We start from the raw sequence: 17,231 nt of genomic DNA, 5'->3' as shown, positions 1-17,231 counted from the left end.
GCGAAGCGTCATCCGGCAACAGACGTCACGCAATCTGCTTTCCTTCCATCAACCGCTCCACAAGCGGCGTCATGATGAGCTCCATCGCCAGCCCCATTTTTCCGCCCGGCACGACCAATGTATTCATGTGAGAAATAAACGAGCCCTGCAGCATCGCCAGCAGCCAGGGGTAATCAATGCCTTCGAGATTGCGGAAATGGATCACCACAAAGCTCTCATCCAGGGATGGGATACTTTTGGCCGCGAACGGGTTGGAGGTGTCCACCGTCGGCACGCGCTGGAAGTTGATATGGGTGCGGGAGAACTGCGGCGTCAGGAAGTTGATGTAATCTTCCATGGAGCGCACCACCGAGTCCATCACCGCCTCTCGCGAATGGCCGCGTTCGCTCATGTCACGCGTCAGCTTCTGGATCCACTCCAGGTTAACGATAGGCACCACGCCAACCAGCAGGTCCACGTGGCGCGCCACGTCGTGTTGCGGCGTGACCACGCCGCCGTGTAATCCTTCGTAAAACAGCACGTCGGTGGGTTCCGGCAGGGGCTGCCAGGGGGTAAAGGTACCCGGCACCTGATTCCAGGGAACGGCTTCATCATAGGTATGCAGATACTTGCGAGACTGCCCTTTGCCGCTCTGACCGTACTCAATAAAGGTTTGTTCCAGCAGGCCGAAGTCATTGGCTTCCGGACCGAAGTAGCTGATATGTTTTCCCAGATCGCGCGCCTTACGGATGGCCATGTCCATCTCCGGACGCGTGTAGCGGTGAAAGCTGTCGCCTTCGACCTCCGCCGCACGGAGATTCAGCTGGGCGAAAATCTTGCGAAATGCGAGGCTGGTGGTGGTGGTTCCCGCACCACTCGACCCCGTAACGGCAATAACCGGATGTCTGGCAGACATAGCAACTCCCTGACTGAAAAGGGTGGAAGATCAGCCGTGAAACGCGTTGCGGGGCATGATATTGACCGTCTCATGCAGTTCTGACCACACCAGCACCACGTCGCCGCTTTTCAGCTGGCGCTTTACATCGTTGACCTTTTGCTCAAGCGAGCGTTCCTGTTCACCATAATCGGTGCCTTCGCGTAATACAAAGCTTTCAATCAGATTATCGAGCGTTTCGGGAGCCAGATCCTGCCAGGGAATAATCATGTTGCACCGTCCAGATAAGGGGTTAGCCAGTCAGGAATACGCGTCTCAAGCCACATTTTCGGGCGGCGCAGCGTGCCGCCGATAAACCCGACGTGGCCGCCGTGCTCGGTCAACTGATAGTGAACGTTGTCGGGCAGGAATTCCTGAGCGGGAATCGAGTGATGATCCATAAACGGGTCATCTTTGGCATGAATGATCAGCGTCGGCTGCGTGATCTTGCTGAGCAGCGGCATGGCGCTGCACTGACGATAATAGTCAATCGCATCGGCGAAGCCGTGAATTTTCGCGGTGATCAGATCGTCGAATTCGCGAATGCGGCGCACTTTTTTCAACTGGCGCAGGCTGACCGGGAGGGTGTCCGGGTAGGCCTTCAGTTTACGCGCCGCGTTGGCCTTCAGCAGGTTGAGCAGGTAGCGCTGATAGACGCGGGAAAAGCCTTTATCCATGTGGTAGCTGCACTGCTCCAGCATGAACGGGGCGGAGACGATGACGGCGGCATCCAGCGGGACGCTTTCCCCCTCTTTAGCCAGCAGGCAGGCCAGCATATTGCCGCCCAGCGAGTAGCCCACCGCCGCGGTGGGCACTGTGCCAAAATTGTCCCGCAGCCAGTGTAAAAACCACGTGCCGTCTTCGGTTTCACCCGAGTGATAGATGCGTTTCTGACGATTCGGTTCGCCGCTGCAGCCGCGAAAATGCATCACCACGCCGAGCCAGCCGCGCGCTTTGGCCGCCTCAATTAACCCGTGCGCATACGGGCTGTGCAGGCTGCCTTCCAGACCATGAAAAACCACCAGCCGCGGCTTATGGCGAGCCTGATCCGGCGCTTCGCTCCAGGCGAGATCCAGAAAGTCACCGTCTGGCAGATCTAGCCGCTGCCAGTGTGGGGTGAATTGCACCTTGCGGCGGATCAGTCGCGGCAGCATGGTCTGCAAATGGCGATTGGCGACGCCGCGCATAGGCACGAACTCAGTGCTGTCTTCGGCTGCAATCCCGAAGCCTGATGGAATGATTTGGGTCATAAGCGCGATGCTGATTCTTGTCGGAAATTAACGATACTTTCCGAATTGTACCCCGTTTAGCCTGGTTTTCCGAAACATGAACTGATCCCGATCACAAATATTTACCTTGATTATTACTCTCAGGCTAATGATTCAGCTCTACGCTTAATTGATGCCTTTCTCACCAGAGCGCACACTTTACTCAACGTTAAGCAAATCAAAATGATTAGCTGAATCAGGAGGTTAATAATGTTATCTGGGCAAACACCCACCCGGCAATGGAACACGCGACGCAGCGAAAAAGCGCGTCGTCTGGCCTCCGTACCGGTGCAGGGCAAGGTACTGCCAACCGGCGATCTCGTCGCCATGCTGGAAAAACTGATCGCGCCAGGCGACAAGGTCGTGCTGGAAGGTAACAACCAGAAGCAGGCCGATTTCCTTTCCCGCTCGCTGGCCGAAGTGAACCCGCAGATCGTCCACGACCTGCATATGATCATGCCGAGCGTTGGCCGTAGCGAACATCTGGATATCTTTGAGAAAGGCATCGCCCACAAGCTGGATTTCTCCTTCTCCGGGACGCAGAGCCTGCGCATCTCCCAACTGCTGGAGGATGGTCAGCTCGAAATCGGCGCGATTCACACCTATATCGAACTCTATTCCCGTCTCTACGTCGACCTTTCGCCCAACGTGGCGCTGATTGCCGGCTTTAAAGCCGACCGCAAAGGCAACCTCTATACCGGGGCGAGCACCGAAGATACCCCGGCGCTGGTGGAAGCCGCCGCGTTCCACGACGGCATCGTCATCGCGCAGGTGAACGAGCTGGTGGATGACGAGTGTGACCTGCCGCGCGTGGACATTCCGGGCTCGTGGATTGACTTCGTGGTGGTGGCCGATAAGCCGTTCTTTATCGAACCGCTGTTTACCCGCGACCCGCGCCTGATTAAACAGGAACACATCCTGATGGCGATGATGGCCATCAAGGGTATTTATGCGGAACACCAGGTGCAGTCCCTGAACCACGGGATCGGCTTTAACACCGCGGCGATTGAGCTGCTGCTGCCTACCTACGGTGAACAGCTCGGCCTTAAAGGCAAAATCTGTAAACACTGGACGCTGAACCCGCATCCGACGCTGATCCCGGCTATTGAAAGCGGCTGGGTCGAGAGCGTGCACTGCTTCGGCGGCGAGCTGGGGATGGAAGAGTACATCCGCGCGCGTCCGGACGTCTTCTTTACCGGTGCCGACGGCTCCATGCGCTCCAACCGCGCGTTCTGCCAGCTGGCAGGTCAGTACGCGGTGGATATGTTCATCGGCTCTACGCTGCAGGTGGACGGCTACGCCAACTCCTCAACCGTGACCCGTGGTCGTCTGTCCGGCTTCGGCGGCGCGCCAAACATGGGTCATGACCCGCACGGTCGTCGCCACGCCACGCCCGCCTGGCTGAACATGATCACCGAACCTGACCCAATGCAGCGCGGCAAAAAACTGGTCGTGCAGATGGTGGAAACCTTCCAGGCGGGCGTGAAGCCGACCTTCGTGGAAAAACTCGATGCCGTTGACGTGGCGAAAGCCTCCGGTATGCCGCTGGCACCGGTGATGATCTACGGCGATGACGTCACCCACGTGCTGACGGAAGAGGGGATTGCCTACCTCTATCGGGCGAAAGATCTGGAAGAGCGTCGCGCCATGGTCGCCGCCGTCGCGGGGATCACCGACATCGGTCTGGGCGTGGATGCCAAACGCGTGGCGGAACTGCGTCAGAGCGGCAAGGTGCTCTATCCGGAAGATATGGGGATTCGCCGCACTGATGCCACCCGCTCTCTGCTGGCCGCAGGCAGCGTGTCTGATCTCGTGGAATGGTCCGGCGGTCTCTATAACCCACCTGCGAAATTCCGGAGCTGGTAATGAAACTTCTCCCCCAGATTCAGGTTGAAAGCGGTGCCGAATGGCTGGCGCGAACCGCCACGCAGTGTCTGATTGACGAAGCACGTTTAAGCCCGAAACCCGGTCTGGTGGACAGTCGGGGGAACGGCGCGCACCACGATTTATCCCTTGCGCTGATGGAGCGCTCCGCGCACAGCCTGACCTCCACATTTCAGGCGCTGGCGCTGCAAAGCTGGCAGCGCCCGGCAGATATCGCACTTCGGCAAACCGTCGGGCGACTCGGTCGCGAAGGCGAGCAGCAGATGATGTCCGCAACCGGTGGCGTAAACACCCATCGCGGCGCGATTTGGGCGCTGGGGCTGCTGGTCAGCGCGGTGGCGATGCTCGGCGGTGATGCGAGGGCGCAAGACGTCGCCCGCACCGCCGCGCAGCTGGCGAGACTGCCGGACGACGCGGCGCCGAAGGTGTTCAGTAAAGGCCTGCGCGCCACGCACCGTTACCGCGTGCCGGGCGCGCGTGAAGAGGCGCAGCAGGCGTTTCCGCACGTTATGCAGCGCGCGCTGCCGCAGCTTCGCCTGAGCCGCCTCAACGGTAGCAGCGAAACGCACGCCAGGCTCGACGCGCTGATGGCCATCATGACCTCACTCACCGACACCTGTGTGCTGTCACGTGCCGGAATGGAAGGGCTTGACGCCATGCAGGACGGCGCCCGTGCGGTGCTGAATGCCGGCGGCAGCGCAACGCCCGCGGGCCAGCAGGCGCTGGCGAGGTTAGACCGTCAGATGCTGGCGCTCAACGCCTCACCGGGCGGCGCTGCCGACCTGCTTGCCGCCACGCTGTTTCTCGACCGCGTCGAAACGCCAAATTCAAAGCATTAAGAGGATGTTATGGAAAAAATCACATTGACCGTGCCAGCCAGCCGCACGTTAAGCGGCAGGGCGCTGGCAGGGGTAGTCGGTTCCGGGGATATGGAGGTGCTCTTCACCGCCGAACCGGGCCAGACGTTAACCATTGATATCACCACCTCCGTGGACAACAGCCGGGGGCGCTGGGAGGCGCTGTTCAACCGTCTGCAAACCGTCAGCAGCCTGCCCGCAGGGAAGCTGACCATCCACGACTTCGGCGCGACGCCGGGCGTGGCGCGCATTCGCATCGAACAGGTTTTTGAGGGGGTGAGCCATGCGTGATGACAACAGCTTTATCGAACTGAAAGCGCGCCAGCGCGCGCAGGCCCTGCTCGACGAGGGCAGCTACCGCGAACTGCTGGATCCGTTTGAAGGCATTATTTCTCCGTGGCTTGGGCCACAGGGCATTGTGCCGCAGGCGGACGACGGCATGGTGGTGGCGAAGGGCACCATCAACGGCAAGCCTGCCGTCGTCGTGGCGATTGAAGGCGCGTTCCAGGGCGGCAGCATGGGCGAAGTGTCCGGCGCCAAAATGGCGGCGGCGCTGGAGCTGGCGGCGGAGGATAACCGCAACGGCATTCCGACTCAGGCGGTACTGTGCCTCGAAACCGGCGGCGTGCGTCTGCAGGAGGCGAACCTCGGCCTGGCGGCGATTGCCGATATTCACGCGGCGATTGTGGACCTGCGTCGCTACACGCCGGTTATTGGCATTGTGGCCGGAACCGTGGGCTGCTTCGGTGGGATGTCCATCGCGGCGGCGCTCTGCAGCTACCTGATCGTGACCCGCGAAGCGCGTCTTGGCCTCAACGGCCCGCAGGTTATCGAACAGGAGGCGGGCATTGAGGAGTACGACTCCCGCGATCGTCCGTTTATCTGGAGCATGACCGGCGGTGAAGTGCGCTATCAAAGCGGGCTGGTGGATGCGCTCGTCGGCGACGGTATCAACGCGGTGAAACAGGCGATGAACGACGCGATTGCTAAAGGCGTTCCCGCGAAACATCGCACCGATAACTACGACGATTACCTGAACCGTCTGACGAATTTCGACACCCGCAAACAGGCTGATGCCGAACAGATTAACGCGCTTTTTGCCCGGGAGGTGAAATGATGAGTAACGCAATGAGCCGTGGCGAACGCTGGCTGGACATCCTCGCCCCGAACGCCAAACGTATCGAGGGGCTATGCCCGTCCGTCCAGGCGGCAGACGGTGAGCTAAACGGCGAGGCGGTACGTTTTGTTGCCGTCGTCCCGGATGCCAACAACCACTTCCCGCGCGCGGCGAAAGGGGAAGTCGGTCTGCTGGAAGGCTGGACCCTGGCGAAAGTGGTCAGTGAAACCGTCGCGGCGGATGCCGATAAAGCCGTGAAGCGCCCGATTGTGGCGGTGATCGACGTCCCAAGCCAGGCTTATGGCCGACGCGAAGAGGCGTTTGGGATTCATCAGGCGCTGGCCGGTGCGGCAGCAGCCTATGCGAATGCCCGCCTGGCCGGTCACCCGGTGATTGGGCTTATCGTCGGCAAGGCGATGTCCGGCGCGTTCCTGGCGCACGGCTACCAGGCCAACCGCCTGATCGCCTTTAACGATAAAGGCGTGCTGATCCACGCGATGGGCAAAGAGTCTGCGGCGCGCATTACGCTGCGTACCGTCGAGGCGCTGGAAAAACTGGCGGCGACCATTCCGCCCATGGCGTACGACATCAGCAACTACGCCACGCTGGGGCTGCTCTCTAACCTGCTGGATATCAGCAACCCGGATGCCCCCTCCGATAACGATCTGACGCTGGTGAAATCCACCCTGCAACAGGCCATCAGTGACGCTCGTCAGGACACCACGTTGAAAAACCGTCTGGGTGCTGACAATCGCCGCAGCTCGGCGCTCGTACGCGAACGTATGCGAGCCAGCTGGTAAGTAAAAAGAGACCTGCCAGATGCATCAACCCGTGGGCGCGTGACAGCGCCCACGCGGGAACCTGCATCCTGAAAATAATAATCATCGCGCCAGTGCTAAAACTTTTTTACTACAGGTGATTTATGACTTACGTAATTGTTCATGCTCTTGCACCGATTTTCGTCATCATGCTGCTGGGATTCTGGGCCGGCAAGGCAAAGATGGTCGATAACAAAAATGTTTCCCTGCTTAATATCTTCGTAATGGATTTTGCACTGCCTGCCGCGCTGTTCAGCGCCACCGTGCAAACCCCGTGGACCGGTATCGTTGCCCAGTCGCCGCTGATCCTGGTGTTGACGCTGGCGATGTGGATCACCTATGCGGTCATCTACTTCCTCGCCACCGGCGTCTTTAAGAAATCGCCACAGGATGCGGCCGTGCTGACGCTCACCGTCGCGTTGCCCAACTATGCAGCGCTGGGTCTGCCGATTCTGGGCAGCGTGCTGGGTGAAGGTTCCTCTACGTCGCTCTCCGTCGCGGTCTCCATCGCCTGCGGTTCGGTGCTGATGACCCCGTTCTGCCTGCTCATTCTGGAGCGTGAAAAAGCGCGCGCTGAGGGCAATAGCTCCGGCTCAACGCTCTCAATGCTGCCAGTGCTGATGTGGCGATCCATTAAAAAACCGATCGTGATGGGCCCGCTGCTGGGCGTGATTTTGTCCGCCATCGGCATCAAAATGCCGGAGCTGGTGCTGGCGGCGATCAAACCGCTGGGACTGTCCGCGACCGCTGCGGCGCTGTTCCTGACCGGGGTGATCCTTTCTGCCCGTAAGCTGCAGATTAATACCATGGTGATCACCTCCACGATCGCTAAGCTGCTGATTCAGCCAGCCATCGCCTGGGGTATCGTCTTGATCTTTGGTCTGCACGGCTCCGTGGCGATCACCGCTATCCTGATGATTGCGCTGTCTGCGGGCTTCTTCGGCGTCGTGTTCGGTAACCGCTTTGGCGTGCAGTCGCCGGATGCAGAAGCCGTGCTGCTGTTAAGCTCCGTCCTGTGTATCCTGTCGCTGCCGCTGTTTATCTCGCTGACTTCAGGAATGTAACCATGACTACCCCATTACGCCCGCACGACCTTATCTGGCTTACTGCCCGCGATGCGCTGGAAGGCATCACTGAATCCTGGGTGGAGGCCGCCTGGCATACCGGCCTGCCGGTGGTGGTGCGGCGTGATGTGGATAGCGAAGGCCGGATCCCCGTTGGCGTACGCGGTTTACGTCGCGACCAGCGGGCGGCCGGATGGGTGAAGCCCGAAAACGTGTTACGCGTGGTTTCACCGGAAGACCTGAGCGTTGCGGCCGAACTGCTGCGCTCGCCCTTTGTGACTCAGCCACCCGTTCAGGTGGCGCTTCAGCTTTCTCAGCAGGCGTGGCCGTGGACATGGGGCATTACCGGCAGTACCGGCTACGCGCTGGCGACCGGTATCCCGGTGATCCATGCCGACAGCGATCTCGATCTACTTATCCGCGCTCCACTGCCAATCTCACCGGACGCCCTGACGACGTGGCAGTCCCGGCTAAGCCGCGCGCTGTGTCGTGCCGATACGCAGGTGGATACGCCCGAGGGCGGTTTCGCGCTGGCGGAGTGGCTGCGCGACGGCAAAACGCTGCTGAAAACCCGCCGTGGACCGCGCCTGGTGGCGGATCCGTGGCGCAGGGAGGAGTGATGAAAATAGTGTTTACCTTTCCGGGGCAGGGCACGCAGCACGAAGGCATGCTGCAAAACCTGCCGGGAACGGAACTGGCTCAGGCGCGTGAGGTGCTTGGCGCCGAAGTGGATACGCTGGATAGCGCAGACGCGTTAACCCACACCCGCGCGGTTCAGCTTTGCCTGCTAATTACCGGCGTGGCCTGGGCGCGCGAGCTGGAACGGCGCGGCGTGACGCCGGATATCGTCAGCGGGCTGTCCATCGGCGCTTATCCGGCGGCGGTCATCGCAGGCGCGCTGGACTTCACGGATGCGCTGAAGCTGGTGACGCTGCGTGGCGATCTGATGGAGCAGGCGTATCCGCACGGCTACGGCCTGACGGCAATTATGGGGCTCACTCTGCCGCAGGTGGAAGACCTTATCCAGGGCACCGGGACCTACATTGCCAACCTGAATGCCGAAACGCAGATCGTGATTGCCGGAGCCGATGAAGGAATGGCGGAGGCGGCGTCGCGCGCGCTGGCGAAAGGGGCGAGCAAGGTCAAACGGCTGGCGGTCAGCGTGCCGTCGCACTGCGAACTGCTGACAGCACCCGCGCAAAAGCTGGCAACGGCGTTTGAATCGGTCACGCTTTCACGCCCACGCTGCGCCTACCTGAGCGGCAGCACCGGGCGCGTGCTGTGGCAGCCGGAAAAGATCGCCGACGATCTGGCGATGAACATGGCGCGTACGGTGCGCTGGCAGGAGGCGATGATTTCAGCGAATGAACGCGAAGCCCGGCTGGCGATCGAGATGCCCCCCGGCGGCGTACTGACCTGCCTGACGCGTCAGGCGCCGTGGGAAGGAGAGACGATTTCACTGGAGCGCAGCGGAGTTGATGTGGCGGTACATCTGGCTAAGCGACTCCGTGCGTGATGGCTTAGCCCGGTGGCGGCTACGCCTTACCGGGCCTACAACTGCACGAACGTAGGCCGGGTAAGACGCGACGCGTCGTCACCCGGCACGACCTCAGGCTCCGTCCTGCAAACTGCGGGCATACATCCGCCCTTCGGCGGCCAGCGCCCGCAGGCTTGGATCCTGCTCGCGGTTGCGGGCAAAGACGATGGCAATCAGCTGTTGCATCTGGTACGGCTCGGCAAGCTTCAGGAGCTGCACGGAATTCTCATAGACCTTTTTCATCCTGCCCGGCATCAGCGTAAAGCCCACTCCCGCCTGCACCAGACTGAGCATGGAGAAAATGTCATTCACCCGGGTAACAATCTCCGGCTCGAACCCGGCGATATGAAACGCCTCCTGGAAGCCTGCATAGGTGGCGAACCCTTCCGCAAGAGAGACAAATTTCCGATCTTTATAGTCGCGCAGATCGGCCGGGCCGCGGGTATTGAGCGTCGCGGAGGCCGGTGCGGCAAGGAAGATGTCGTCATGGAACAGGGGGAGCACTTCCAGGCTGTTACGGTCGATATCGCTCTCGGAAATGGAGATAAGAATGGCGTCCAGCGAGCCTTCATCCAGCATGTGCAGCAGGGTTTCGTTGGAGCCCATCGTCAGATCCATTTCCAGATCCGGACGACGCAGCTTCATGCCCATAATCAGGCGCGGCACGGTTTCCAGGGTGAGCGAGTAGAGCGTGCCCACGCGCAGCCGCCCCTGGCCGATCCCGGCAATTTTGCGCGACGCTTCCAGCCCGCGCTCCATCACCTGCATCACTTCCTGGCAATATTCCAGCAAGGTCCAGGCGGAAGGGAGAGCAATCAGGTTGCGCCCCTTGTGGGTAAAGAGCGGGCAGCGCACGTTCTCTTCCAGCGTGTGCAGCGCACGGTGAACGCTGACGCCGCTCAGGCCCAGAGTTTCGGCGGTACGCGCGATATTCCCCTTCTCCATAAACGTCATGAAGATGCTGAGCTTGCGGAATGTAATCTCGCTCGTGTTATCGAAACTCATAGCCCTCCCGGTGGATCAGTCAGCCTGCAGCATCGCTTCCAGCTGTTCCTGCGCGTCCAGCCACGCCATCTCACACTCTTCAAGGCTGGATTTGGTCTTCGCCTGGGTTTGCAGGCAGTCCGTCAGTTCGGCTTTACGGCTCTGGTCATACAGACCGCTGTCGCCGAGCTTCTCTTCAACGGTAGCAAGCGTGGCGTTGAGCTTTTCCATCTCTTTTTCGAGACGGGCAATCTCTTTACGCAGCGGCTGCGTCTGGGTGCGCAGCTCCGCTTCACGGCGCTTCTGGTCTTTACGTGCCTGCGCGCTGTTGGCGTTGTCTTTCGCCGACTCCTCCGGTTGGTTCTCCTGCTTCTGCACGTCCGTCAGCCACTGCTGGTAGTCTTCCAGATCGCCGTCGAACGGTTCGACTTTGCCATCGTGCACTAAGTAGAGATCGTCCGTGGTGGAGCGGATCAGGTGACGGTCGTGCGAAACCACCACCAGTGCGCCTTCGAACTCAATCAGCGCTTCGGTCAGCGCCTGACGCATATCGAGATCCAGGTGGTTGGTCGGTTCATCGAGCAGCAGCAGGTTGGGTCTCTGCCAGACGATCAGCGCCAGCACCAGACGGGCTTTTTCGCCGCCCGAGAAACGCTCGGTGTTTTCGGTGACCTTATCGCCCTGGAAGCCGAAGCCGCCGAGGTAGTCGCGCAGCTTCTGCTCCATCTCCTGCGGCGCCAGACGCGCGAGATGCTGAATCGGGGATTCATCCGCGCGTAAAAATTCCAGCTGATGCTGGGCGAAGTAACCCAGCTTGATGCCCTTCGCCAGGCCGATTTCACCCTTGACCGGGTTAAGCTCGCCCGCCAGCAGTTTGATCAGCGTCGATTTACCGGCACCGTTGCGTCCCAGCAAACCAATACGTGAACCCGGCACCAGGTTGAGCTTGATGGAGTCGAGAATAATGCGGTCGGCATAGCCCGCACTGACTTTTTCCATTTTCAGCAGCGGATTTGGCAGGCTTTCCGGGGCGCGGAAGCTGAAGTGGAACGGATTGTCGACGTGCGCCGGGGCGATCATCTCCATGCGCTCCAGCATCTTGATGCGGCTCTGGGCCTGCTTTGCTTTTGACGCTTTGGCCTTGAAGCGATCAACAAAGCTCTGCAGGTGCGCCACGCGCTGCTGCTGGCTTTCGTACATGGACTGCTGCTGGGCAAGACGCGTCGCGCGCTGGCGCTCGAAGGAGCTGTAGTTGCCGGTGTACTCGAACATCGTTTGCTGTTCGATATGAATGATTTTATCCACCACCGGGTCGAGGAAGTCTCGGTCGTGGGAGATCAGAATCAGAGTGCCCTGATAGCTCTTGAGCCACTTCTCCAGCCAAATAACCGCATCGAGATCGAGGTGGTTAGTCGGTTCATCGAGCAGCAGCAGGTCAGAGCGGCAGATCAGCGCCTGCGCCAGGTTGAGGCGCATGCGCCAGCCACCGGAGAAGTCGCTGACCGGGCGTTCCAGCTGTTCATTGCTGAAGCCCAGGCCGTGAAGCAGGCTGGAGGCGCGGGAGCGAATGGTCCACGCGTCAATGGCGTCCAGCTTGCCGTGAACGGTGGCGATGGCGTGGCCGTCGTTGCGCTCGTTAGCGGCGTTAAGTTCCGCCTCGAGCTTACGGTATTCCCGGTCGCCGTCGATAACATAGTCGAGTGCCGGTTCGCTCAGGGCTGGCGTCTCCTGGTTCACCCAGGCGAGCTGCCAGTTCCCCGGGAAGGTGAAGTTACCGCCATCCGCGCTAATCTCGTTTTTCAGCAACGCCAGCAGCGTGGATTTACCACAGCCGTTTTTGCCGACCAGACCCACTTTTTGGCCTGGGTTGATGGTAGCAGTGGCGTTATCCAGCAGGACGCGCACGCCGCGACGAATTTGTAACGAGGAGAAAACAATCATAGAAGCGCCGTATGTTCCGACTATGTTAATTTGTCATTATGATAATGTAAGGTGTGGGCCATTTTCCGCACCGGGCCGCCATGGTAGCCCAAAACAACAACGATACACAAAAACAGAAACAAGACCGGGAGGGGAATGATGTCTCAGACAGCAAAAGTGCTGCTGCTGTATGCCCATCCGGAATCTCAGGACTCGGTGGCAAACCGGGTGCTGCTTAAGCCGGCCACACAGCTCAGTAACGTGACGGTGCACGATCTCTACGCGCACTATCCTGATTTCTTTATTGATATTCCTTACGAGCAGGAACTGCTGCGTCAGCATGACGTGATTGTGTTCCAGCATCCGCTTTATACCTACAGCTGTCCGGCGCTGCTCAAAGAGTGGCTGGACCGCGTGCTGAGCCGGGGCTTCTCCAGCGGGGTGGGGGGCAACCAGCTGGCGGGAAAGTACTGGCGTAGCGTGATTACGACCGGTGAACCCGAAAGCGCTTACCGCCACGACGGGCTGAACCGCTATCCGATGAGCGACATTCTGCGGCCTTTCGAGCTGACGGCGGCAATGTGCCGTATGCACTGGATGAGCCCGATTATTGTCTACTGGGCCCGACGTCAGGATCCGAAAGAACTGGCCAGCCACGCCAGAGCCTATGGTGAATGGCTGGCGTCACCGATTCCGGCAGGAGGTCGTTAATGGAAGGATCGAATTTGCTCCTCGCCGGGGTGCTGTTTTTATTTGCGGCCGTCGTCGCGGTGCCGCTTGCTGCGCGTATTGGTATCGGTGCAGTACTGGGGTATCTGCTGGCGGGGATCGCGATTGGCCCCTGGGGACTGGGATTCATCAGCGATGTAGATGAAATTCTTCACTTCTCCGAACTGGGCGTGGTGTTCCTGATGTTCATCATCGGCCTTGAGCTCAACCCTTCTAAATTGTGGCAGCTTCGACGCTCCATCTTTGGCGTGGGTGCCGCGCAGGTGGTGTTCAGCGCCGCGATTCTGGGTGGCCTGTTAATGCTGACGAATTTCTCCTGGCAGGCGGCGGTGATCGGCGGGATAGGCCTTGCGATGTCGTCGACGGCGATGGCCCTGCAGCTGATGCGCGACAAGGGGATGAACCGCAACGAAGCCGGTCAACTGGGTTTTTCGGTGCTGCTGTTCCAGGATTTGGCGGTCATCCCGGCGCTGGCGCTGGTGCCGCTGCTGGCGGGCTCCGGCGACGACCACTTCGACTGGGCGAAAATCGCGATGAAGGTGCTGGCCTTCGCGGGGATGCTGATTGGCGGACGTTTCCTGTTACGTCCGGTGTTCCGCTTTATTGCCGCGTCCGGCGTGCGCGAGGTGTTTACCGCCGCGACGCTGCTGCTGGTGCTGGGGTCGGCATTGTTTATGGATGCGCTGGGGCTGTCGATGGCGCTCGGGACCTTTATCGCCGGGGTGCTGCTGGCGGAAAGTGAATACCGCCACGAGCTGGAAATTGCCATCGATCCCTTTAAAGGGCTGCTGTTAGGCCTGTTCTTTATTTCGGTGGGGATGGCGCTCAACCTTGGCGTGCTCTATACCCATCTGCTGTGGGTTGTGGTGAGCGTGGCCATCCTGGTGGCGGTGAAAACGCTGGTACTGTACGTCATGGCGCGCATTTACGGCTTGCGCAGTTCGGAACGCATGCAGTTTGCCAGCGTGTTAAGCCAGGGAGGCGAGTTCGCGTTTGTGCTGTTCTCTACCGCCTCCTCCCAGAAGCTGTTTAAAGACGACCAGATGGCGCTTTTGCTGGTGACGGTCACGCTGTCAATGATGACCACGCCGCTGTTGATGAAGCTGGTGGATAAACTGCTGTCGCGCCGCCTGAATCCGACAGACGATGAAGACGAAGCGCCGTGGGTGGAGGATGATAAGCCCCAGGTGATCGTGGTGGGCTTTGGCCGCTTTGGACAGGTGATCGGGCGTTTGCTGATGGCGAACAAAATGCGCATTACGGTGCTGGAGCGGGATATCAGCGCGGTGAACCTGATGCGCAAATACGGCTACAAGGTTTACTACGGCGATGCGACCCAGCTCGAGCTACTGCGCTCGGCGGGGGCAGAGGCGGCAGAGTCCATCGTCATTACCTGTAACGACCCGGAAGACACGATGAAGCTGGTGGATCTCTGCCAGCAGCATTTCCCGCATCTGCATATTCTGGCGCGTGCGCGGGGACGTGTTGAAGCTCACGAATTATTGCAGGCGGGTGTGAAACACTTCTCCCGTGAGACGTTCTCCAGTGCGCTGGAGCTGGGGCGCAAGGCGCTGATCTCGCTTGGCATGCATCCGCATCAGGCGCAGCGTGCCCAGATGCACTTCCGCCGGCTGGATATGCGGATGCTACGCGAGCTGATGCCGGTACATACCGATACGGCGCAGATCTCCCGCGTGCGGGAAGCGCGTCGCGAGCTGGAGGAGATCTTCCAGCGTGAGATGCAGCAGGAACGACGCCAGCTCGATGGCTGGGATGAATTTGAATAAAGGGTAACGAAAGATGGCTGTACGTAAACGCTTTATCGCGGGTGCAAAATGCCCGACCTGCCAGGCGCAAGATACCCTGGCGATGTGGCGGGAAAATAATATTGATGTTGTTGAGTGTGTTAAGTGCGGTCACCAGATGCGTGAGGCCGACAAAGAGGCCCGCGATCACGTTCGCAAAGAAGAGCAAGTTATCGGGATTTTTCATCCGGACTAGCGATATGCCCTGAGTTTTTTTAAGCTAAAGGGTACACAGGTGCAGATTTCCGCTACAATCTGCGCCAGCAATTTTCCCACGCTCAGGAGATATCATGAAAGTAGCAAAAGACCTGGTGGTCAGCCTGGCCTATCAGGTACGTACAGAAGACGGTGTGTTGGTTGATGAGTCTCCGGTGAGTGCGCCGCTTGACTACCTGCATGGTCACGGTTCCCTGATTTCCGGCCTGGAAAACGCGCTGGAAGGTCATGAAGTTGGCGACAAATTTGACGTTGCTGTAGGCGCGAACGACGCTTACGGTCAGTATGACGACAACCTGGTTCAGCGCGTTCCTAAAGACGTGTTCATGGGCGTTGACGAACTGCAGGTTGGCATGCGCTTCCTGGCAGAAACCGACCAGGGCCCGGTTCCAGTTGAAATCACCGAAGTGGAAGACGACCACGTCGTGGTTGACGGCAACCACATGCTGGCTGGCCAGAACCTGAAGTTCAACGTAGAAGTTGTTGCGATCCGTGAAGCGACCGAAGAAGAGCTGGCTCATGGCCACGTTCACGGTGCGCACGGTCACGACCATGACCACGATCACGGCCACGATGGCTGCTGCGGTGGTCACGGCCACGACCATGGTCATGACCACGGCCACGGTAAAGGTGGTTGCGGTAACGGCGGCTGCGGCTGCCACTAATTCCGTCATGCGGAAAATAAAAAAGCGGGATAATCCCGCTTTTTTTACGCCTCAATAATGAGGAGGTGGCGTCTCTTCCGACTGAGAGGCAATGTTCGACGGCTGCGTAGCCTTCAGCTTTTCCGTCAGCAGGCGCATATGATCCCGCAGTTTCGCCATTTCGAGCTCATGTGCGGTTACGGTCTGGTTTAGCTCTTCGATGGTGATGTCCTGAAAAGCCAGGCGGCTTTCCAGCTCAGCCATTCTCGCTTCTATCGTTGTATCCTTCATCATTCACCTCGTTTATTTCAGATTCGCCATAATGGCCCAGCGGCGGCGCAGTTTAACTGAGTTTATCCTTAAGTACAGTTCGCATCCCTCTGGCAAGAAACTTATTTAAACAAAAATAGTCTGAAAAGTGGCGAGAATTGGACGTGTCTGTCTGTAGATTTCTTCTGCAACGTTTTATAGTACGTCACTCATTTACGTTTAACGCTGGGGTGAGAGTCCCCAGGCCCTGGAGATATGGATGAAATCACTGTTTAAAGTAACGCTGCTGGCGACGACGATGGCTGTTGCGCTGAACGCGCCGCTGTCATTCGCTGCTGATACTGCTGCGAAGCCTGCTGCCACTGCAGACAGCAAAGCGGCGTTCAAAAATGACGACCAGAAATCCGCCTACGCACTGGGCGCATCTCTGGGTCGTTACATGGAAAACTCTCTGAAAGAACAAGAGAAACTGGGCATCAAACTGGATAAAGCTCAGCTGATCGCGGGCGTTCAGGACGCATTTGCCGATAAGAGCAAGCTGTCTGACCAGGAAATTGAACAGACTCTGCAGGCGTTCGAAGCGCGTGTGAAGGGCGCCGCGCAGACCAAGATGGACGCGGACGCTAAAGACAACGAAGCGAAAGGCAAAGCCTACCGCGATGCCTTTGCTAAAGAGAAGGGTGTGAAAACCTCTTCGACTGGCCTGGTGTACAAAGTTGAGAAAGAAGGCACCGGCGATGCGCCTAAAGACAGCGACACCGTTGTCGTGAACTACAAAGGTACGCTGATCGACGGTAAAGAGTTTGATAACTCTTACACCCGTGGCGAGCCACTCTCCTTCCGTCTGGATGGTGTGATCCCGGGCTGGACTGAAGGCCTGAAAAACATCAAGAAAGGCGGCAAGATCAAGATGGTAATCCCACCGGATCTGGCCTATGGCAAAACCGGCGTTCCAGGTATCCCTGCCAACTCTACCCTGGTCTTTGACGTAGAGCTGCTGGACATCAAACCGGCACCGAAAGCGGATGCCAAGGCAGACGCACCGGCTGACGATAAAGCCGCTGCCGCTAAGAAGTAATGCTGAAAAAAAACCGCCGCCTTTAAGGCGGCGGTTTTTTATTGTGGGGCAGATATAATTAACACTGGAAAGCGTTAGGCACGCTGTATTAATTTAGTTGTCCGTGTAGATAATGAGCCTGCCCTGA

General features: G+C 58.9%; 19 protein-coding genes. 13 read left to right on the top strand and 6 right to left on the bottom strand.

The genetic code is table 11. The features are described 5' to 3' along the window. Positions 1–25: 25 nt before the first annotated feature. Genes ACMGGQ_RS19305 through ACMGGQ_RS19295 form a run of 3 tightly spaced genes read right to left on the bottom strand, consistent with a single transcriptional unit; the run spans position 26 to position 2,163 of the window. Positions 26–895 (bottom strand): phosphoribulokinase, encoded by an 870-nt coding sequence (locus tag ACMGGQ_RS19305; protein WP_008503017.1) that lies wholly within the window; start codon positions 893–895, stop codon positions 26–28. Between the two features lie 30 nt (positions 896–925). After that, positions 926–1,144: a YheU family protein gene (locus ACMGGQ_RS19300; RefSeq protein ID WP_008503016.1), complete on the bottom strand. Its 219-nt coding sequence runs from the start codon at positions 1,142–1,144 to the stop codon at positions 926–928. After that, positions 1,141–2,163 carry a hydrolase gene (locus tag ACMGGQ_RS19295; RefSeq protein WP_048027667.1) on the bottom strand — a complete coding sequence of 341 codons (1,023 nt, stop codon included), beginning with the start codon at positions 2,161–2,163 and terminating at the stop codon, positions 1,141–1,143. Before ACMGGQ_RS19295 ends, ACMGGQ_RS19300 begins: the two co-directional genes overlap by 4 nt. A gap of 228 nt (positions 2,164–2,391) precedes the next feature. On the opposite strand from ACMGGQ_RS19295, the gene mdcA reads away from it, so the two are divergent. The 8 genes from mdcA (at position 2,392) to mdcH (ending at position 9,437) form a co-directional block, all read left to right on the top strand. After that, positions 2,392–4,047: a malonate decarboxylase subunit alpha gene (gene mdcA / locus ACMGGQ_RS19290; protein WP_048027665.1), complete on the top strand. Its 1,656-nt coding sequence runs from the start codon at positions 2,392–2,394 to the stop codon at positions 4,045–4,047. Beyond that, positions 4,047–4,904, top strand: a complete 858-nt coding sequence (locus ACMGGQ_RS19285) for a triphosphoribosyl-dephospho-CoA synthase (RefSeq protein WP_420290406.1) — start codon at positions 4,047–4,049, stop codon at positions 4,902–4,904. The genes mdcA and ACMGGQ_RS19285 overlap by 1 nt, the downstream gene beginning before the upstream one ends. Before the next feature lie 9 nt (positions 4,905–4,913). Beyond that, entirely contained in the window at positions 4,914–5,213 is a 300-nt protein-coding gene (gene mdcC / locus ACMGGQ_RS19280; protein ID WP_023294711.1) for a malonate decarboxylase acyl carrier protein, read from the top strand. Then, complete coding sequence (locus ACMGGQ_RS19275; RefSeq protein ID WP_048027661.1) at positions 5,206–6,039, top strand: biotin-independent malonate decarboxylase subunit beta; 834 nt, start codon at positions 5,206–5,208, stop codon at positions 6,037–6,039. The genes mdcC and ACMGGQ_RS19275 overlap by 8 nt, the downstream gene beginning before the upstream one ends. Next, positions 6,039–6,839 carry a biotin-independent malonate decarboxylase subunit gamma gene (gene mdcE / locus ACMGGQ_RS19270; RefSeq protein ID WP_262751853.1) on the top strand — a complete coding sequence of 267 codons (801 nt, stop codon included), beginning with the start codon at positions 6,039–6,041 and terminating at the stop codon, positions 6,837–6,839. Before ACMGGQ_RS19275 ends, mdcE begins: the two co-directional genes overlap by 1 nt. A gap of 122 nt (positions 6,840–6,961) precedes the next feature. Then, a complete protein-coding gene (locus tag ACMGGQ_RS19265; RefSeq protein WP_021242215.1) occupies positions 6,962–7,921 on the top strand; it encodes an AEC family transporter in 960 nt (319 codons plus the stop codon). 2 nt (positions 7,922–7,923) lie between these two features. After that, entirely contained in the window at positions 7,924–8,541 is a 618-nt protein-coding gene (locus ACMGGQ_RS19260) for a malonate decarboxylase holo-ACP synthase (RefSeq protein WP_069720580.1), read from the top strand. Then, positions 8,541–9,437, top strand: coding sequence for a malonate decarboxylase subunit epsilon (gene mdcH, locus ACMGGQ_RS19255; protein ID WP_420290405.1), 897 nt, complete (start codon positions 8,541–8,543; stop codon positions 9,435–9,437). Before ACMGGQ_RS19260 ends, mdcH begins: the two co-directional genes overlap by 1 nt. A gap of 93 nt (positions 9,438–9,530) precedes the next feature. Here the strand turns inward: mdcH and ACMGGQ_RS19250 are convergent, their stop codons facing one another. Together ACMGGQ_RS19250 and ACMGGQ_RS19245 are read right to left on the bottom strand one after the other, a co-directional pair. After that, positions 9,531–10,463: a LysR family transcriptional regulator gene (locus ACMGGQ_RS19250; protein WP_045909314.1), complete on the bottom strand. Its 933-nt coding sequence runs from the start codon at positions 10,461–10,463 to the stop codon at positions 9,531–9,533. Positions 10,464–10,478: 15 nt separating this feature from the next. Next, the gene (locus tag ACMGGQ_RS19245) at positions 10,479–12,383 is read right to left on the bottom strand and encodes an ABC transporter ATP-binding protein (protein ID WP_021242219.1); all 1,905 of its coding nucleotides are present in this window, start codon (positions 12,381–12,383) and stop codon (positions 10,479–10,481) included. 135 nt (positions 12,384–12,518) lie between these two features. Here ACMGGQ_RS19245 and kefG point away from each other — a divergent pair, with 135 nt between their 5' ends. The 4 genes from kefG to slyD all read left to right on the top strand — a co-directional run bounded on the left by kefG (position 12,519) and on the right by slyD (position 15,777). Further along, entirely contained in the window at positions 12,519–13,073 is a 555-nt protein-coding gene (gene kefG, locus ACMGGQ_RS19240; protein WP_021242220.1) for a glutathione-regulated potassium-efflux system ancillary protein KefG, read from the top strand. Next, entirely contained in the window at positions 13,073–14,878 is a 1,806-nt protein-coding gene (gene kefB / locus ACMGGQ_RS19235; protein WP_045909312.1) for a glutathione-regulated potassium-efflux system protein KefB, read from the top strand. Before kefG ends, kefB begins: the two co-directional genes overlap by 1 nt. 13 nt (positions 14,879–14,891) lie before the next feature. Continuing rightward, on the top strand, positions 14,892–15,092 hold the full coding sequence (locus ACMGGQ_RS19230) for a YheV family putative zinc ribbon protein (RefSeq protein WP_010436300.1): 201 nt from the start codon (positions 14,892–14,894) through the stop codon (positions 15,090–15,092). 94 nt (positions 15,093–15,186) lie between these two features. Continuing rightward, on the top strand, positions 15,187–15,777 hold the full coding sequence (slyD, locus tag ACMGGQ_RS19225; protein ID WP_008503010.1) for a peptidylprolyl isomerase: 591 nt from the start codon (positions 15,187–15,189) through the stop codon (positions 15,775–15,777). Positions 15,778–15,828: 51 nt separating this feature from the next. Here the strand turns inward: slyD and ACMGGQ_RS19220 are convergent, their stop codons facing one another. Beyond that, positions 15,829–16,047, bottom strand: a complete 219-nt coding sequence (locus tag ACMGGQ_RS19220; protein ID WP_008503009.1) for a protein SlyX — start codon at positions 16,045–16,047, stop codon at positions 15,829–15,831. Between the two features lie 238 nt (positions 16,048–16,285). Between ACMGGQ_RS19220 and fkpA the strand changes: the two genes are divergently transcribed. Continuing rightward, the gene (gene fkpA, locus ACMGGQ_RS19215; protein ID WP_008503008.1) at positions 16,286–17,104 is read left to right on the top strand and encodes an FKBP-type peptidyl-prolyl cis-trans isomerase; all 819 of its coding nucleotides are present in this window, start codon (positions 16,286–16,288) and stop codon (positions 17,102–17,104) included. The last annotated feature ends 127 nt before the right edge of the window (positions 17,105–17,231 follow it).

The sequence above is a fragment of the Enterobacter sp. BNK-13 genome (assembly GCF_048685015.1).
Taxonomy (GTDB): Bacteria; Pseudomonadota; Gammaproteobacteria; order Enterobacterales; family Enterobacteriaceae; genus Enterobacter; species Enterobacter quasiroggenkampii.
This window is presented reverse-complemented; position numbering and strand designations above follow the sequence as displayed.

Excerpts from the sequence above, each read along its gene's own strand:
- ACMGGQ_RS19305 (WP_008503017.1), bottom strand. The coding sequence starts at position 895 with ATGTCTGCCAGACATCCGGTTATTGCCGTTACGGGGTCGAGTGGTGCG.
- ACMGGQ_RS19300 (WP_008503016.1), bottom strand. The coding sequence starts at position 1,144 with ATGATTATTCCCTGGCAGGATCTGGCTCCCGAAACGCTCGATAATCTG.
- ACMGGQ_RS19295 (WP_048027667.1), bottom strand. The coding sequence starts at position 2,163 with ATGACCCAAATCATTCCATCAGGCTTCGGGATTGCAGCCGAAGACAGC.
- mdcA (WP_048027665.1), top strand. The coding sequence starts at position 2,392 with ATGTTATCTGGGCAAACACCCACCCGGCAATGGAACACGCGACGCAGC.
- ACMGGQ_RS19285 (WP_420290406.1), top strand. The coding sequence starts at position 4,047 with ATGAAACTTCTCCCCCAGATTCAGGTTGAAAGCGGTGCCGAATGGCTG.
- mdcC (WP_023294711.1), top strand. The coding sequence starts at position 4,914 with ATGGAAAAAATCACATTGACCGTGCCAGCCAGCCGCACGTTAAGCGGC.
- ACMGGQ_RS19275 (WP_048027661.1), top strand. The coding sequence starts at position 5,206 with ATGCGTGATGACAACAGCTTTATCGAACTGAAAGCGCGCCAGCGCGCG.
- mdcE (WP_262751853.1), top strand. The coding sequence starts at position 6,039 with ATGAGTAACGCAATGAGCCGTGGCGAACGCTGGCTGGACATCCTCGCC.
- ACMGGQ_RS19265 (WP_021242215.1), top strand. The coding sequence starts at position 6,962 with ATGACTTACGTAATTGTTCATGCTCTTGCACCGATTTTCGTCATCATG.
- ACMGGQ_RS19260 (WP_069720580.1), top strand. The coding sequence starts at position 7,924 with ATGACTACCCCATTACGCCCGCACGACCTTATCTGGCTTACTGCCCGC.
- mdcH (WP_420290405.1), top strand. The coding sequence starts at position 8,541 with ATGAAAATAGTGTTTACCTTTCCGGGGCAGGGCACGCAGCACGAAGGC.
- ACMGGQ_RS19250 (WP_045909314.1), bottom strand. The coding sequence starts at position 10,463 with ATGAGTTTCGATAACACGAGCGAGATTACATTCCGCAAGCTCAGCATC.
- ACMGGQ_RS19245 (WP_021242219.1), bottom strand. The coding sequence starts at position 12,383 with ATGATTGTTTTCTCCTCGTTACAAATTCGTCGCGGCGTGCGCGTCCTG.
- kefG (WP_021242220.1), top strand. The coding sequence starts at position 12,519 with ATGATGTCTCAGACAGCAAAAGTGCTGCTGCTGTATGCCCATCCGGAA.
- kefB (WP_045909312.1), top strand. The coding sequence starts at position 13,073 with ATGGAAGGATCGAATTTGCTCCTCGCCGGGGTGCTGTTTTTATTTGCG.
- ACMGGQ_RS19230 (WP_010436300.1), top strand. The coding sequence starts at position 14,892 with ATGGCTGTACGTAAACGCTTTATCGCGGGTGCAAAATGCCCGACCTGC.
- slyD (WP_008503010.1), top strand. The coding sequence starts at position 15,187 with ATGAAAGTAGCAAAAGACCTGGTGGTCAGCCTGGCCTATCAGGTACGT.
- ACMGGQ_RS19220 (WP_008503009.1), bottom strand. The coding sequence starts at position 16,047 with ATGAAGGATACAACGATAGAAGCGAGAATGGCTGAGCTGGAAAGCCGC.
- fkpA (WP_008503008.1), top strand. The coding sequence starts at position 16,286 with ATGAAATCACTGTTTAAAGTAACGCTGCTGGCGACGACGATGGCTGTT.